Below are 16,980 nucleotides of genomic sequence, written 5' to 3'. Positions count from 1 at the left end.
CTGTCATTTTTGGCCAATTTACATGAATAGAACTAATTTTCTCGTTACCTTCTTAATAGCGTTGTTCGCTATCCCTGCATTTGCAGAACACCCAACATCGTTCAGCCAGGCAAAACGATTTGCCCGAGAAATTTACCAAGACAACCAGAGTACGTTTTACTGTGGATGTAGCTATAACAATGATGGTGCGATTGATGCTGCATCTTGCGGATATGAACCAAGGAAGCAACCGAAACGAGGAGAACGCTTAGAGTGGGAGCACGTTGTCTCAGCTTGGGAAATTGGCCATCAACGCCAATGCTGGCAAAATGGTGGTCGTCGGAACTGTGAAAAGAATGATCCTGAGTTTTCTAAAATGGTGTCGGATCTCCATAACCTTGTACCATCTGTAGGAGAACTCAATGGGGATAGATCAAATTTTCGATTTGGTATGATTCCGAATGAACCAAGATCCTATGGTCAATGTGATTTCGAAGTTGATTTCAAAGACCGTCGAGTAGAACCGCCAGCTAACCGTCAGGGTGATATTGCTAGAATCTATTTCTACATGCGAGATCAATACGGCCTAAGACTAAGCAGGCAACAAACTCAGCTATTTGAAGCTTGGTCAAGAATGGACCCCGCTGATGAATGGGAAAAAGTACGTGATTCGAGGATTAGAGGCATTCAAGGTAAGTCTAATTGCTATGTATCAGATAGCTGTTAATGAAAACTAGCTGAAACAGGCTTCGTTCAACTCGCTTTTGCCCTTTCCCGTCCTGGCGAAGGCAAACGCATTCCATCTCATCCCAAGAGTTTAGTTAGACTTCCTATTACTAATCGTGAGGCGTGTAGAAATAACACGCATAGTTGTATTTTGTCGTTCTCGGTTTTGATCAAATCTATGATATCTTATTAAAAACATGTTTTTATACTGACTGTTGGCATTCACCTAAGGCCTACGAATTCCCAAATGAGGTGTTTAAACTCCCCATTTAGGGATCTAATAGTTGATAGGTTCTTGCGTACGTTAACGAATACGGAAATATTTAATGAAAATAGAAGTTGCACTAAATGAGTCGGCCTCACCTAAAGAGAGAGGCGATCTTCTGGAAGAGCTAACTGAAAAGCTCTTGAAGGCGCAGTCGTATGAAGTTATCAAAGAAATAAGATTTACTGCTGTAGAGTTAGACTTGTTATGTCGTCACAAAATCAGTGGCAAAGAAATATATGTAGAGTGCAAGGCATATCGGGACAAAAATATCGATGCAAATATTCTCAAGAACCTAGCTGGCACACTGATTTTTAAGGATTATTCAGAAGCGTGGCTTATCGCCACTGGCGACTATGGAAAAGAAGCAAAGGGCTTCGTTAAAGAATGGAAAAATAAACCACAAGAACAAGCAACCAAGTTAAGTTTTTATGATCCTGAGAAAGTTATTGAATCACTTATTAGTGCTGGAGTAATAAAAAGTCGGCCAGAGGATAAAGCATCAGAATATGCTGGCAGTGAAAATCTTATTGGAGAATGGGTATTATTAGTCACAAAATATGGAATGTTTTGGGCTGCTGCAACATTATCAGGTGGTATTCCTTCTGGAGTGATATGTTATTACGCAAATAAAAATGAATTGGTAACCGACCCCAAGCTTCTAGAAAACCTTTCAGAAACAGATACTAGTTTAAATAAGCTAGACTTTTCTCTTATGAAAAGCCAAGCAGCCAGAACTACTGAAATAGAAACACCTAAAGTAGTAGATGTTGTTCAGGTACAAACTGGTGATGCATGGACTGATTATCGCCCAGCTCGACCTCAGGATTTTGTCGGTAGAACGAAAGATATAAACTATATATTTGAGTTTTTAAAAAACATTAAGGAAAAGAAAACCAACACTCGAATTTTCGCCATAACAGGGAATTCTGGAATGGGGAAAAGTTCGTTTATAGCTAAGCTAAAAAGTAAAGCGGGAAATTATCAGAATAAGAATAAATTTTTTGTTTTCCCTGTTGATGTTCGTGCAGCGACAGGCCCAGAGTATATCTACTCTTCATTATTGAATGCTTTGAAAAGCGCACAAAAGTCTGGCTTTGGTGATCAAAATATCAATCTAATACTATCTGATGTTGGTAGTCCGCTTAATTCTGAAGCAATTCGAGTGTTCTTAGAGTCATTAGAACCAAAAAACCAGATCGTAACATTGGTTTTTGATCAGTTTGAAGAGCTATATTCTAAACCAGAGCTATTTGAAGTATTTGAAAAAGCCAAGTCATTACTACTAAATGCAGCATCTATTAAACTTAATTTTTGCTTAGGCTTTGCTTGGAAAACTGATAGTACAACTCATAGTGAGCACCCTGCTTATTTCTTTTGGCATCAACTTTCAGATTATCGTGTCACTAGAAAATTAGTCCCTTTTTCTGATGGCGAGTCCGGCGCTGCGATAAGTATATTTGAAAAAGAAATTAACCAGAAGTTACACACTGATTTGAAACACAACCTAATTGCAAGTAGTCAGGGATACCCTTGGCTACTAAAAAAGTTGTGTATTCACCTTTATGATAAAATTGATAATGGTTTTGATCAGAACGACTTGCTAGAGAATAAGCTAGATATTGCAAGTTTGTTTAAAGAAGATATGGAAGAGCTTGAGCCGGGTGAAGCAGCTTGTTTAAAACTAATAGCTCAACGAGCGCCAGTTGACTGGTTTGAGATAATCGAAACATCAGGTCCTGATACTTTAAAGTCACTTATTAATAGACGATTGGTCATCAGGAGTGGTGATAGACTGAATGTCTACTGGGATATTTTCAGAGAGTACATATTAACAGGGAATGTCCCTGTTATACCTTTGAGGTATCTTCCGTCTACTGATTTTTCATCATTATACAAAGTGGTTAGATACCTTGATCATGGGGTTAAACTTTCAATACAAGATCTATCAGGAAAAGCAACATTATCTGAAGGAACAATTCAAAATATTGGTTCTGATATGGTTATGTTTGGGGTTGCTAACAGGGAGGGCGGCCTTTATTCGCTTAGTGAAGATATCTTAGAAGGTAATGAAGCTAGTATTCTAAAAGCCATACGAGAAAAATTCAAAAAGCATGCTTTTACACATGCCTTTAAAGAAAAAGCTTCCCGCTCTTCTGTGACGGTTAATGCTCTAATTGAAACTCTGAAACAATTATTTCCCCACAACAAATATGCTGAAAAAACATGGCATAGTTATACAGTTAGGCTTTGTCGGTGGTTAGAGTTATGCGGATTTATAGAGGTGTCAGGTAATGGCTGGGTATACCGTGATCAGGGGGATGTCGTTACTGAAAGACTAAAATCAGAACGGAGGCGAAGAAAGAGTAATATATTTACTGCCCCCGCATCACCAGCCTTAGTCTTAGAGACATTAAATTGGTTGAAAGAAAATGGAGATGTAGCTAAGGAAGAAGAGAAGCCGAAAGGCTATCGAAACGCACTTGCAGTTCTAAAGCGATTTGAACTTGTTATTATTGAAAAAAATAGTTACATGTTAGCTCTAGATAGGATTAATAAGTTCTCAAACTTTAGTGAAGCTATTTGGATAAGTGCAAATTCAGAAAGTATTCTTCTAGAAATTGTAAAATTGATTGAATCAAATAACGATATTTCAGGAAAAGATATTGGAAATTACCTATCTGATAAGTATAACCTTTCTTGGGCTGAGGCTTCTAGAATAAGGAATGGTGGTTCGATTAGACAGTGGGCCCTTTGGTTGTACGAAGGGAAAGTTAATTCTGAAATACCCAAATGTCCTGGGCGAACCTGATATCCCAGTCGTACAAGTTATCCGTTGCGCTCCAAACTTGCCTCAGAGCGCGGCGTTGGTATTAGATATAAAAATCATTAGTAAGTTACTACAAGAACAGATCGTTTATAACATGAAAAAGTAGTTTGTATTTTGGGTGATTTTGCTAAGTTGATGTGTTGCTAATCAAGTGCCTTATTCTCGTTCCAACAGGGTCAATAAAGAAGTTGCGGTGCGTGTCATTTTCCGGTTCACCCTCTTCTGTGTCAGTGGCTAGTTAATAGGGTTTTGCCAAGTGCAGCTTATCCGAAGTCGACGCTTTATGGCATAAGATCTAACGGACGCCTGTCCAAAAATGTGTTTGTCCGACCTTCAGTTCCTCGCTCAAAGCTGTCTGTCCGGAGAAGTCAAACCCTTTTATCGCTCCTACTACAAACACATCTGACACAAATTAGTCGTAGTTAATTCAATGCATATTTATTATTTTTTATATGCTCCATTAGCCCTGCAAAACCAGGCTAACGGAGCAATTTCTTTTAATTGTTCCCCGAAATTTCTTCCGTCGCCTCCTGGCGCAATTTCTGAGCATCCATTCCGTTTAGCCTTTCAATAGCTCTGTTTGCGGCACTCTGACGATTACCATCAACGTTTAGCGTACTTCCTGAGCCAGTGAGTCTTTCCAAATCCAGTGACGGTATTTCTGGTAGGTTGCCTGTTATTGACAAGATACCTATCCATTCATCCAAATTGACTTGGCTCCAATTCACTTGGTTTAACTGACTCGCGGTCAAACCTTCACAGTTTGGTGACTTGGCACTGCCCCAGCCAAGACCAAGTTGCGGACGCACTTGTTCTTGAATGATCCGTGAAAGCGGCGAAGTAAAGCAGCAATATGATTGCCGTTTCTCAACACAGGCACCTAAGAATTTAGACTTGCAGTAAGAGCCCACGTAATGGCAACTCTTCAATACCCGCTTGGCGTTCATTTCAAACTCACTCTGCTCACATTTCCAGATAAGCTGAATGAGGATCATGGTGACTGAGTAAATCATGTAGGCCGTCATAACCGTACTCAGAACCGCGCCCGCAGCGCCACCCAGGGCAAAGTTGCCGCCAGAAACGACACCATCGGCTCCAACCGCGCCACCAACGTTACTAAACAGTGCCGATTGCGCCCCCGAACCAAAGGTAGTGCCTACCCATTCAGCCGTTTTGTTGGTCAACACCTGCATGAAGCCTGTCGCAGCTTGCTCCGCTCCCGCGCCAGCAGCCGTTGATGGCCCAGCCCCCATGAGAGAGTCCCATGCAGACACAAAAGGCTCTTTAACCGCACTCCAAGTACTCGTTATCGGTTCCCTAAGCGTATTCCACGAACCATAGATTGCCGACGACGGATTCATGGCCATGACTGCTGTATCAAGCTTGTTAACTGCCACTATCATCGTGATGTAATCCGATAACGACACGCCACTTGGCTTTTCACAGCAATCCACTATACCGCCAACGGCTTTTTTGCACTGGCCTGCATTACCTTTAAAAACCGTACACTCGACGTTATCTTGGCCATCAGCTCCCGTGCATGACATATCATTGGTCATAAATTGCGCCGCATTAAGCATCGCAGCGGCTTCTGCAAAGTTAGCCTGCTTAATTGACTCTGGCTCTAAACAATCTGTGCCCATACAGCGAACTGGCCCCTCACAGTTGTATTGAGTTTCCATTCGAGCGTTTTGCACTTCAACGCTTTGTCCGCAGTCATACACCAAACTTTGGATATAACAGAAGCCTTCATGACCAGCCCCGCCTTCAGTGCATTCGGTTCTGACATACTGGCAGGCCGGGTTTTGCTCCAGCGCGGAACACGTATTGGTGGTCGTGTTTTGTCCGTTATTGACGATGGTTTGTGTATTACCATTGGCATCTACCCAGCTATCTGAGCTGCCCATGTTGAACTCTGGATGAGCAGTCGAAGCATTGTAGGTCGCTCTTGCCCTCCAGCATGAGAGCCCCAGTCCATCAGAACTGCCGCGACTGGTTAAATGAGCAGGAGACGAAACTACCGCCGGATAAAGGCTTCCAAGATTGGCCAACTCGCCACTACCAACCGTTAACTCGTCGATTCGTTTTGTGCCCGTATCCAAACACTGCCACTGCACCGCAGTAAACTGATCCGTTTGCATCAAGCATTGGTCTATGCCCAGATCACTTGATTGATGAACTACCTCCTGCTCTAAGTACTTGCCAGAGAAGGTCAATGAAGCGCTCAGTTTCGCAGGAGCCAAACACTTCTGAACTTCTCGGCTGCAAGTATCGAAATCGACTTTGTTCCAGCCGAATTCACATCTGGAACGAGTGACTTCCTGGGGTTCATGCCACGAAATAATCGACCCATTAACGACCTTGCACAATGAGCCAACCAAGGTTCCTTTTGGACAGGTCATTTCAGGGTACTTAATCGACGGTTTCGTCTCAGTCACCGTTTCCTTATTGCCCGTCAGTGAGAGTGTCGTTTTCCAACCATTTGCCTTGGATGGCGACTCGGTGACTTTTATCTCAGTATTTTGATTATCAAAAATCCTCAGCGTCGCGTTTCCAGTTTGCATAGTACTGCTGTGCTGTGGAACAAAACTGAGCGTTTCGGAGCTAAAGCAACCACGCTCAATGGACCAGCTTTGTTGATGGGTTTCAGCGGATACACGTCGCTCTAACTGACACTGAGTAAGCGTGCTGATCTTCTCGCACACCTGGTAATCCGGTACATGCTTGGTTTCAGTAAATGGCGTAATCTTCTGAGTAGGCTCACAGGCCTCAAAACTACTCGGCATAAGATTGGATACCACACACTTTGGATCGCTGGTTTGCAATCCACAGTCATAGGTATCGGTAAAACGAATACATTCATCTTTATCATTGGTTTCGGCACATTCTGACGACATGAATCCACAGGAAGGATTCGTTTCAAGCACTTGGCAGGCCTGATTTTCAATCCCTCTATAGCTTTCGTCATCCACACTTACTTGTACACGCCGACACAAAGGCGATATGCCAGTCACTGGGCTTGGGGCAAAATAGGATTCACAAACTGAAACACCATTGACCACCGTACATCCGTTGGTTGATGACGGCTGATCCGTACATTGAATGCTGTAGTCTGAAAACTTCGTCGGGATATCCGCTGCTTGTTCAATACAGGATTGCGGTGACCAACTATCATTCATCACCACCTTGGTTGGATCAAAGCGCACCTTGATGCGTGCATAGCCCTCACCACTACCCGTTACCGATACGCGAATTTTGACTGGCACTTCTAAACCGGGCTCTACCGCTTTTAGCTTGGCGGTGAGGTCAGTATTAGGATTGCGTTCCCAACTGGTACTAAGCTCGCAGCGACCTGCCGTTTCTGGTGGAAAGTTATTGTTCGGCCCAGACCAGACTTTCTGATCACCAAGCCACACTTGCATGTAGTCATCCCATTTGGCGTACTCAAGTACGGCTGAGGTAATCGCATCGGGATTCACGACTTTGAGTGTGATGGCCTGTTCGAACACTTTACAACTACCACTCCAGTAGTTGTCACCAATTCGTCCTATCCAAACTTCAAGACACCCTTCACCACAAGAGCGAAGGTTCATCGGCCCTGAAACATGCTCAATGATACCTGCCGTGTAATCGTGAGTGATAGTGCAGCTGTTAACCGCTGTATTGAGCCTGTCGCATTGCTGGTAGTTTGGGCTGCCTTCACCTTGAGACTCACAGCCTGGGAAGCTTTGCGTTAATAGATTTGGGTCAGTTTGAACCGCATCGGTTAATGCCCAAAGCGGATCATTGACCATATCTGGCCGAGACCTGTCTTTGATTTGCTGTAGAGACCGAAACGCTTCACCCGTAGCGCCACTTTCGGATGCCATGCTCTCTTGGCGCTGTGTCCCCAATTGATTCATGCTGGCATCAGAGCCATAAACGCCCGTTAAGACATCCAATGAGCCCTGATCCATACCAGGGAAAAGCTCTTGCAAGTTAATGGACTCATTACCACCGCCATTCGGCACCGACAATGTATTGCCATTGAGTGCGGGCATCGTCCAGTTTTGCAGCAATTGCTTACCTTCTTGTTGTCCGCGTAGGCCGGATTGGCGCTGTACATCAGCGGCCACACCATGTAAGGGCAAGCACGCCATAGTGATTGATAAAACACCCGCTAAAACTCGGGTAAAAAGTGTTGGTTTCATATTTAACCTCCCGAGTTACAGCAGTCTTGCCAGCGCCACAAAATGTAGAGCGCATCTTCACCGGCACCAGAGATTGTTCGCCACTCTCCCCATTTCATGGTGCTTTCACCGATGACATGCGCACTTTCAGTTTCCGGTACAGGGAAGAACATACTCATCTTGTATTGGGATTTCGGCAGCATGGGTTCGATAACAGGTCGGCATAGCGCACTGTTCCCCATTGTTCGTCTTGCAAGACCACGCCTGTGTTGAGCCGCGATTGCACGCGCCGCTAAATGGCTGGTGTTTTCTGCTAATGAACCAAAGGCTAAGGTGTGGCCAGATAACGGATAGAGATGGCCCCAACTGCCAGCACACCAAAACAACTGGTCGATGGGTTTACCAAGCGTTGATGAAGCAGCGTCAGCGGTACAAGCAGAGATAGCCAATGGATTAGCAACAGCAGCAGCTTCAGGCTGAGTAAAAAAGGCCAGTTCATCGTTCAGCCATGTTGGGTCCAATTCCGACAAATACATCAAGTCAAAATCCATGTAACCATCGGCATTGCAATTGCCATCCATGAACAAATCGAGCATGACCAAAAGCGGAAAGGCGTAATAATGGTAATGGTAGAAAGCAAGATCACCGGTATCGTATTCACCTTCACCATGACCACCTTGCAATCGCCTATCACCTAACGGTAAACGAATCCCTCCCAGTGAAGGCGAACAACCTGGCGTTCTGACCAGTTCAATCAAACGCGCTGGCTCCCACATGCTGGTAGCAATACCTGGCCTTGGCACACCTAAGTTGTCTTCACATAAGCAAAATGACTTGTTTGATGCGCCGCTTGGGACATTGCCAGAGCCAAGAGGAAGCCCTGCAACCCGGATAGGAAAAATGCATGACCAGCAAACATCCGTCAGCAACTTGCCAGACAATAAACCCGCGTCTGGGCAGGTCAGTTCGGCTTTTGCAGGAATAGATGCGCCCAGGACAAGCATGACAACGAGAGTCCGCATCAGACGATACGTATTATTGAGCTTTTGCATGAACAAGCTCCTTTGCTGGAATTTCTTCTATTTCAAACGCGAGCCCCTTTGCTTGAACAAACGACGGGGTGACTTGCAAATCAAAGCGCTGCTTTAGCGAGGCATTGAGAAGGTAAACCGGACTGTCCAATGTCTTTTCGAGCGCATTGAGGCTATTCCAACCTTGAGCACGGTCGAGCTGCGTGGTGATAAGCGTAATGCGGCGCAGTGTCCTATCTTGGCCCTCAAGCCAATGCGAAACTGCGTCCACTTCTTCAGCGTCCGACGCATTAAACACCACAAGCTGCTGAGTAAATGGCAAGGCTTTGAGCGGGTTAATACGCGTTCCTGCTGGGATCAATGTTCGGCCATTGGCATCCAATAGTGGCCGCTTCATGACGATGGTTGGATCAACCATTCTTATCCGATACTGCGTGGCTTTGGGTAAGTCAGTGAAAGTTTGGCGAGACCAGAAACGCTCAATGGCTTTTTTCTTTAACGCGCCCAGGTCAAGCGACTGTAAACGCTGCATCGCCACTTGCATCAAATCCGGTTCTAAAATGGAATGAATCGGACCGCGTTGACCCAAAGATCCGGTATTGCCTGTTTCAATTTGACGTTGCAACCAGTCCTTGCTGTAAACCCCTAGTGCACTTGCAGTCACCTTGTCATCTTCTATGCGGAAAATGGCAGGCACGCTAGTCACCCGCCAGTGCACAAAGGCTTTCGGATCGATTCGAACCTGAGGAACAGGATCAAGTCCCGCCATCAGGGTATGCCAATCACGGATAGCCGCCCCCAAGGTCTTTCCTTCAGGAATTCCCCGAAACAACACAATAGCGCCGGTAGCACTGGCCTCTTTAAATAGCTGCATCAGTGAGGAATCCCCCAGTGAGGACGACGCAAATATCAACCATTCATCGTTGTGTTTGAGCGACTTAGGTTGTTCAATCGGTGAAAAAGGCTCGATAAATTCAGATGAACCATCCACAGCACTTTGTAAAATGCTGCGGCTCATTTCGACGATCTTTTTGTCCTCGTCAGACAACGGATAAGGCTCTTGTGCCCAGGACACTTGACTAAAAGCCAATGGCGCAACCAACAAAAATAAGAGGCATAGTCTTCTCATCTTCCACCTCCTACCAAAGCGGCCAAGCGCGACCAACAATCTGCTCGCGCTTAACGGCATTCCAATAGCGGGAGTCGAAACTCGTAGCAGCCTCGCCGGAAAACCAATATTCGTTTTCTTGCAGCGTCAATGAGCGGCTAAATTCTGTTTCAGCCACACCAAGACGCTGGGCTAATGCCATGCCGGTTGAGACTTCAGCACCGTTCACCAGCACATGCTCAGGCGTCACATTGACTTCATCCCCAGGCATCCCTGTTAGGCGTTTCAACATACGAGTACCGTCGTTATATAACGGAGCGAGTCCTTTTGAGTGGAAGGCATACAAACCATCCTTAACAGGCTCTTTATTCCATAGATCAATCAGATACACCGTGGTATCAGGCAGACAGCGCTCTTGCTGGGTATCAATACCTATTCGGTAGCGCATCATGGCGTAGGTGCCTACCATGGCCATGATTAACGCAAGAACGGTCAAACGGATGAAATATGGCCGCCAAGGCATTCTTTTACGGAGTATCTGCATGAGACACCTCCTTTGAGCCTACTGGCACAAATACGGAATCATCAGCACCCACCACCGCTTGGGCATCCAGCACGATAAAACCGGCTGCTTTTAGCTTTTCAATTTGTTGATTGGTCTGAAGCAACCTGGATTCGATGTCTTGTTCGCTGGCATTGGGGCCCAGTGACAACACCGCCTCCCCAAAATCCACGACTGCAATGGGCGTACTTAACGCCAACTGGCTGTGGATGGGTTCGAGTGTTTTCATTAAGAGCCAGCTGGTCATTAAACCGCTACCAGCAATAGACAAAGTAATAGAGGCCATAAATGGCCAAAGCGTGGACTTATTCATAGCCTCGCTCCTTCAACAACTGGGAGATGGCATCAGCAACAGAAAGGCCTTTGCGCGTTAACTGCTTAATCGCATTTACATCTTCTGCACGGGACGAGTACAACAGCTTGTGAAACGGATCGACGATGAGGCGGCCAATCCCGGTGCCCATTTCGGTAATAAAGAAAATTTCGGAATAGACACCAGTGACGGTATGAACGGTTTTCAGGTATTCATAACCGCCTTCACCTAGTGGCAAGCGGCCTTCTTTTTTGAGCGCGTTGATGGTTTCAGCTTTTTGACCAAGCAGGTACATATTGGCCGAGTTTTCAGCGATGGCTTTACCTGTAGGGCTGTCATACAAATCGTTGACCGACTGCGTTACCGTTACAGCACTGCCGCCATATTTTCGAAATCGACGGTAACCCGTCTCGATGAACTTACCGACATCACCTTGAGTCAGCAGATCCCAGGCTTCGTCAATGAACACAATCTTGCGACGATCACGCTCACCTAAGTACATCTCTTGTTGGATTTGGTAGATAAGCTGAAGCAACACCACTTGTTGCAGGTGCTTGCGTCCCTTGAGCTCTTCTAACTCCAGAACGGTGAAACGGTTTTTGAAACGAATATTGTTGTGACCATTAAAGAAACGGCCATATTCGCCCTGTGTCGTAAACGGATAGAGCTGCTCACCCACGTCTTGCACACGACGGTCTTCATGACTTTTTAAGGCCTCAGCCACATCATCAACCAACATGGCACGAGCTTTTTTCTCCCAAAGTTCACGGGTCTGACGCTTTAGGTTGGCCATCTGAAAATCAGTTAATGACTGCGTAGGTGCAGCCATTGCGGCCAATAGCCCAACCAGCACATCCGCTTCTTCGTCATAGTCCTCAACAATTTCAAACGGATTCAAGCAAATGCCACTGTCCCGCCCGAACTGTAAGAACTCACCGTCATAGACTTCACACAGCTTTTCATAAGAGCGGCCAACATCAATCACCCAGCATTGGCCGCCTTCAGATAAGTAGGAGGAGATGATTTCGTTCACCAGGAATGACTTACCCGACCCCGATTGCGCCGCGATGCAACAGTTGTAATTACTGCCCGAGTCATAAAGGGACACACTCATGATCTGGCCATTACGGGAAACAAAGTTAATCACTGGCGTGCCCGTGCCTTTCCAATCTGCAAACAAAGGCAACAGTGGGATCACATGTCGTGTCGCCATGGTCTTGAATCGAAACAAGTCGTTCATCGCCTGGCGGTCGGCACCAAATGGCAGGGCATTCAGAAAAATGGGCAAACAGAAGTACTTGTCTTCCATCAGCTCAAATCCGAGTTCTTTGAAATAAGCTCGAGCATTTGAAACAGAGCTGATGGACGCTTCTTCCGTTTGGGAAAACAGCGTTAAGGTCATGTTTGCCCGAATAGGACGATCACCTTCTTGCAAGGCTTCAAAAAGAACATCAAATCCCTTTTTCTTGGCTGCAAGCACCGGCACAAACTTGAGCATCGGGCCATAGGCCTGATTGACCGCCCATTGACGCTTCGTCTCTAAACGAGATCGCATGGCCTCGGCTGAAGGAAAGTGAATGGTGACATTCAGCAAAAAGCTGCCGCGTAAACCGCGACTGCCCGTCATCATATCGCCCGCAAAACTTGCGGCATGACCAAACCAGATCCGCTCAGGCAAGCGCTTAAACGATAAGGTTTTAACTCGGTAATCGCCCAGCATCAGACCTTGGCTATCCACCTTGATAGCTCGGTCATAATCCAACACTTGCTCTCGAAGTGGTTTATCTGCCTCACTGCGGATTGGAGATGGATTGCGCCAAGAAGCATCTTTTCCCCAGTTAAGTTGCGCACTTAATGCCGCGAGCCAATTTCGGTCAGTCATCTCAGTGACGCGAAAACCAACCGTTGCCAGCGCTTGCGAGAAAGAAGCCCGAAGCGCGGATGCTCGACTCAACTCACGCTCCGTCGGTATAGGACTTTCCAAAGGCAATTTGCAGGTGACGATCAGTTGAAAGTTGCGTACCTGAGTCTGGGTCGATTCTTCTATCGGTTGAACCGTGCCCCCATCGAGGAAATCCGCACGTTTGCGAATAGACGCCCTGAGCAATGGATCAGATTGACGATGCCGTAAGCCCATCATTCGCTGAATGTCGGTTTGAATATCAGGCGAGGCGTACAGGCCAAATTGCAGCAAAGTGTCTTTTGGCCAGTCGTTGTTGAGTAGAACATTAACCCTATCTGCAACAGACTCATCACCACCCGGCAATGGGTCACATAGAAAACCAAAGCCAACACTCTGGTCTTCCATGAAAAACAGTTGCTCATCGTCTGAATAGGCCAATACTGGCAAGAGCTCTGAAGCGCGTTGCCCTGAATACAGAGAGGCTTTCATTAACGCCCCTCCAACCAAGCAGAAAGGTCATAAGGACGGCCTCGGCTGATGCGACCATCATTGGCGACAATGAAAGGCACACCTTGAATGCCCAGGATTTGAGCCGTCACCAAGGTACGCTGCATTGGCTCTAAGTTGCAGGCATCATCCTGTTCTAGGTTACCAATCCGGCCATTGAGCAATGCATCGGTGGCCGCTTTCTTGTCACGCGCACAGCCAAGCTGGCGAACCTGACGCTCTGAATCAGGACCAAGCACTGGCACAGGGAGTATTTGGAAGGTGTATTCTTTGGTTAGCGGTAAAGCTTGTTTCAAAAGCTCATGGCAGTGCGGGCATCGTGGATCAACAAAGACCACCACTTTCTTTTTGCCTTCGCCCAGCGTCAGTGGGTTCAAATCATCCATTTTTAAGCCAAGACGACTTAAGTCCAGCGTGTTCCCCGCTTCACGAATTTCTTCAAGACTGGTAAGCGGCTTTTTCGACCAGGCATCATAGAGCGTGCCATCAATGACGAACCGGCCACTGTCTGACATGAAAACAATACGGCCATTGCTTTCGACCGCTTTCATACCCGTGACAGGTAAAGAAACCATGCCGTCAATTCTGCCAACGGGCGACACTTCAGACACAGGTTCAGCTTGAACCAATGGAGACAGCGCAAGCGCCAGAATAATTGGAGATAGTTTTCGCATGAGGAGTCCTCGTTAATGTAAATCGAGGCTCCAGTCTATGCAGTTGTCCTATGTGGACTCGGTTAGATAGATTGAAGAATTGGATGCCTTGCTAGGGTGCCACTTGTTGTTACGCACTATTAGTTCAGATATAGCTTTCATTCTGGCAGCCTTACAGGCTTCCCCCAATTCATCTAGTTTATCTAAATCCGCTTTTTCACACTCTGGGTGTTAAAATTCATCACAGTGTAAACTAACCAAGTCCTTTTAATACCCCCAGAGGTCAAGTTGACAAATTTGACACCTTTTAGCGTCATTATTGTACACTTGCGCCCCATAAAAAATAAGTCTACACTTATGACATGTTTAAATGTCATCCTTGATAACTAGAGGCGTATTGTGAAAAAGGCTGAGGCAATTAAAAAGCTCTTAGAATATGACAAGCGTGGTCGCTGTGTTTTTACTAATTCAGATCTGGCGAAAATCTTTCATCAAGATAATGAACGAGCATTGCGTGCGGGAATTAAACGTTTGCAAGACGATGGCTTACTCACCCGAATCATTAATGGTGTGTACTTATACAATTTAGCGCAGTCGAAAGGCAGCGATACGTTGGAGCAAATTGCTAAAACCATTCGGCGTGGAGAATATAACTACATTAGCCTAGAGTCTGCACTTTCTGATTTTGGAGTTATTTCGCAAATTCCAGTAGATCGCTTAACTGTTATGACAACGGGACGTTCCGGTGAATTCAAAACACCTTTGGGTACAATTGAATTTACGCATACGAAACGAGATCCAATGGATATTTTAGAAAATACCAGTTTAGTCGGCAGACCGCTTAGGTTAGCAACGAAACAAACTGCATACAGAGACTTAAAACGAGTTGGCCGAAATACACATTTAGTAAGCAAGGATGGGCTATATGAAAATTGATCAAGAAAATTTCGCGCAATTGGTAAATAAAGCAATGCAGGTTGAAAATGTATCTCATATGCGCTCAGTGATAGAGAAAGAGCTCTTACACTACGATATTTTATTTGCGCTAGAGAAAGGTGGACTTCTAGACAAACTAACTTTTCAAGGTGGCACTTCATTGCGCCTTTGTTATGGCGGCAATCGTTTCAGCGAAGATCTGGATTTTGCTGGCGGGAAGGATTTCAGCTCAGCGATGCTGGCAGACATGAAACATTGTATAGAAAAGTACATTGGCGAACGATACGGGCTTGAAGTGACAGTAAAAGAACCAAAGGATCTAAAGCAAGATCCTAAATATTCTGAATTGAGCATTGATAAGTGGCAAATAGCTGTAGTGACTTCTCCTGAGAGAAAAGATCTGCCAAAACAAAAAATCAAAGTAGAAGTGGCAAACATTCCAGCCTATACAAGAGAGCCCCAACCTCTTCAAATAAACTATGATTTTTTGCCTGATGGATACAGTGATACGCTAATTTTGACAGAAAGCTTGGATGAAGTCATGGCGGATAAAATCATTTCCTTGCCTGCCACTACAAGGTATGTCCGCCACCGAGATATATGGGATTTAGCTTGGTTACAGCAACAAGGCGCGACACTCAATATGGACTTAGTTAAAAACAAGGTGTCAGATTATAAACTTGAGCACTTCAACAAAATGTTGGATAACTTTCTCGACCGACTTCCTGATATTGTATCTAGTGAAGCGTTCATTGCAGAAATGAAACGTTTCTTACCAACAGATGTATTTGATAGAACCCTAGCTCAGGATAAGTTTCAAGTTTACCTGCAAAATACTTTGGCGAAACTATTTAAAACTGTGAGTAACGAATTACTAGGCAACGTTACTAATAATGAGTTTAGAATGTAAAAAATTGGGTCTAAAAAGCAGTGACTTTGTAGACCCAAACCTTTTAAAGGCCTCTACTAAGTTTATCAGGTGCCCAGTAAAACGGCGCTGATTGCTGGAACAGTTGTGCCAATAACTTCTTGAGTGCTGGCAACAACAGGTAAAGTTGCAGACATAACACTTTCAACGACTGTTGGCGTATTGTAGAGACCCATACCGCCACCAATGCCCAAGGCAAAAGCCATCAAGCTTTGGCGAGCGATACCGCCCACAATACCCACCAGTACCATGGCTCCCGCTACGATCCGTCCCAAAGTACCTTGGGTCCAGTCTTTTAGGGTATCCCACACATCGGTGAAAGCATCACCACCGGTGCCCGCAAATGAGGGCTCCGAAATCATTAACGCCATTAAACCAAGCGCACCAATGGTCATTAGGCGCTGAGTTTGAATGGTGCGAACTGCATTTGTCATTCGTTAGTTTCTCCGTAGATACTCAAGTTATCGCGCTTACCATCAGCTCCCGCTGAGGCTGAATCGCTTTGAGTCTGAAGTGGACGTAGCACTGGCGAAACCGTTCGAGGTGCTGACACCCCAATATCCCACCGGCGCGGTTCAATTTCGGTAAACACGTAGCTGGATAAATTCAGATCTCCACGGTCATCCTCCCAAGGCGCAATCCAAATCCGCATCACCCTTGAAGGAATGCGAATAGGTACAGATTGCTGCGTCTCAGGTAATGCTGGATGGCTCAACAGCCCTGCCTCTAAATCAGATTGTGAATACCCAGAGGGAGAACCAATTCGAGTCGCCACAGCATCAATCGTCTTGGGTGCAGCCCCATTACTGGTAAGCTCATAGACTTCACGAGCGGATAAACAGCGCACACCGTCAGGCATACCAGGGCATCCATATTCACTACTCCCAAGACCCAATGAACTACAGCCAGACAATAAGGTGGAGCCGACTGCCAATAAAAGTAATCCAGCTTTAGACCACTGTTTTGACTGGTGCTTTGGGTTGTTCTGCATTGATGTCGTCATGGTTAACTCTCCTCTGGATACACATCTTATTGTCTGAAACGGACTTCGATCGGTTAGCAACATGCAG

At 45.6% G+C, this 16,980-nt stretch carries 13 protein-coding genes; 4 read left to right on the top strand and 9 right to left on the bottom strand.

The window, feature by feature from the left end:
• Positions 1-22 precede the first annotated feature (22 nt).
• A complete protein-coding gene (locus KU854_RS18465) occupies positions 23-706 on the top strand; it encodes an endonuclease (protein WP_218359861.1) in 684 nt (227 codons plus the stop codon).
• A gap of 325 nt (positions 707-1,031) precedes the next feature.
• A complete protein-coding gene (locus KU854_RS18460; RefSeq protein ID WP_218359860.1) occupies positions 1,032-3,782 on the top strand; it encodes a restriction endonuclease in 2,751 nt (916 codons plus the stop codon).
• Positions 3,783-4,297: 515 nt separating this feature from the next.
• Here the strand turns inward: KU854_RS18460 and traN are convergent.
• Genes traN through KU854_RS18425 form a run of 7 tightly spaced genes read right to left on the bottom strand, consistent with a single transcriptional unit; the run spans position 4,298 to position 14,067 of the window.
• Positions 4,298-7,990, bottom strand: coding sequence for a conjugal transfer protein TraN (traN, locus tag KU854_RS18455; protein ID WP_218359859.1), 3,693 nt, complete (start codon positions 7,988-7,990; stop codon positions 4,298-4,300).
• Positions 7,991-7,992: 2 nt separating this feature from the next.
• Positions 7,993-9,021 (bottom strand): TraU family protein, encoded by a 1,029-nt coding sequence (locus tag KU854_RS18450; protein ID WP_218359858.1) that lies wholly within the window; start codon positions 9,019-9,021, stop codon positions 7,993-7,995.
• On the bottom strand, positions 9,005-10,129 hold the full coding sequence (locus KU854_RS18445; protein ID WP_048608537.1) for a TrbC family F-type conjugative pilus assembly protein: 1,125 nt from the start codon (positions 10,127-10,129) through the stop codon (positions 9,005-9,007). Before KU854_RS18445 ends, KU854_RS18450 begins: the two co-directional genes overlap by 17 nt.
• A 10-nt stretch (positions 10,130-10,139) precedes the next feature.
• Positions 10,140-10,652 carry a S26 family signal peptidase gene (locus KU854_RS18440; RefSeq protein WP_218359857.1) on the bottom strand — a complete coding sequence of 171 codons (513 nt, stop codon included), beginning with the start codon at positions 10,650-10,652 and terminating at the stop codon, positions 10,140-10,142.
• Positions 10,636-10,983: a hypothetical protein gene (locus KU854_RS18435; protein ID WP_004249366.1), complete on the bottom strand. Its 348-nt coding sequence runs from the start codon at positions 10,981-10,983 to the stop codon at positions 10,636-10,638. Before KU854_RS18435 ends, KU854_RS18440 begins: the two co-directional genes overlap by 17 nt.
• Positions 10,976-13,375 carry a type IV secretion system protein TraC gene (traC, locus tag KU854_RS18430; protein WP_218359856.1) on the bottom strand — a complete coding sequence of 800 codons (2,400 nt, stop codon included), beginning with the start codon at positions 13,373-13,375 and terminating at the stop codon, positions 10,976-10,978. Before traC ends, KU854_RS18435 begins: the two co-directional genes overlap by 8 nt.
• Complete coding sequence (locus tag KU854_RS18425) at positions 13,375-14,067, bottom strand: DsbC family protein (protein ID WP_007105005.1); 693 nt, start codon at positions 14,065-14,067, stop codon at positions 13,375-13,377. Before KU854_RS18425 ends, traC begins: the two co-directional genes overlap by 1 nt.
• A 378-nt stretch (positions 14,068-14,445) precedes the next feature.
• Here KU854_RS18425 and abiEi point away from each other — a divergent pair, with 378 nt between their 5' ends.
• Both abiEi and KU854_RS18415 read left to right on the top strand, forming a co-directional pair.
• Positions 14,446-14,982, top strand: a complete 537-nt coding sequence (gene abiEi, locus KU854_RS18420; protein ID WP_007105006.1) for a type IV toxin-antitoxin system AbiEi family antitoxin — start codon at positions 14,446-14,448, stop codon at positions 14,980-14,982.
• On the top strand, positions 14,972-15,892 hold the full coding sequence (locus KU854_RS18415) for a nucleotidyl transferase AbiEii/AbiGii toxin family protein (RefSeq protein WP_138686592.1): 921 nt from the start codon (positions 14,972-14,974) through the stop codon (positions 15,890-15,892). Before abiEi ends, KU854_RS18415 begins: the two co-directional genes overlap by 11 nt.
• A gap of 65 nt (positions 15,893-15,957) precedes the next feature.
• Here the strand turns inward: KU854_RS18415 and traA are convergent, their stop codons facing one another.
• Positions 15,958-16,344 (bottom strand): TraA family conjugative transfer protein, encoded by a 387-nt coding sequence (traA, locus tag KU854_RS18410; RefSeq protein ID WP_000180225.1) that lies wholly within the window; start codon positions 16,342-16,344, stop codon positions 15,958-15,960.
• A complete protein-coding gene (locus KU854_RS18405; protein WP_138686590.1) occupies positions 16,341-16,913 on the bottom strand; it encodes a TraV family lipoprotein in 573 nt (190 codons plus the stop codon). The genes traA and KU854_RS18405 overlap by 4 nt, the downstream gene beginning before the upstream one ends.
• Positions 16,914-16,980: the final 67 nt, after the last annotated feature.

Origin of the sequence: Enterovibrio paralichthyis, from assembly GCF_019209835.1 — a bacterium.
GTDB classification, from domain to species: Bacteria; Pseudomonadota; Gammaproteobacteria; order Enterobacterales; family Vibrionaceae; genus Enterovibrio; species Enterovibrio paralichthyis.
This window is presented reverse-complemented; position numbering and strand designations above follow the sequence as displayed.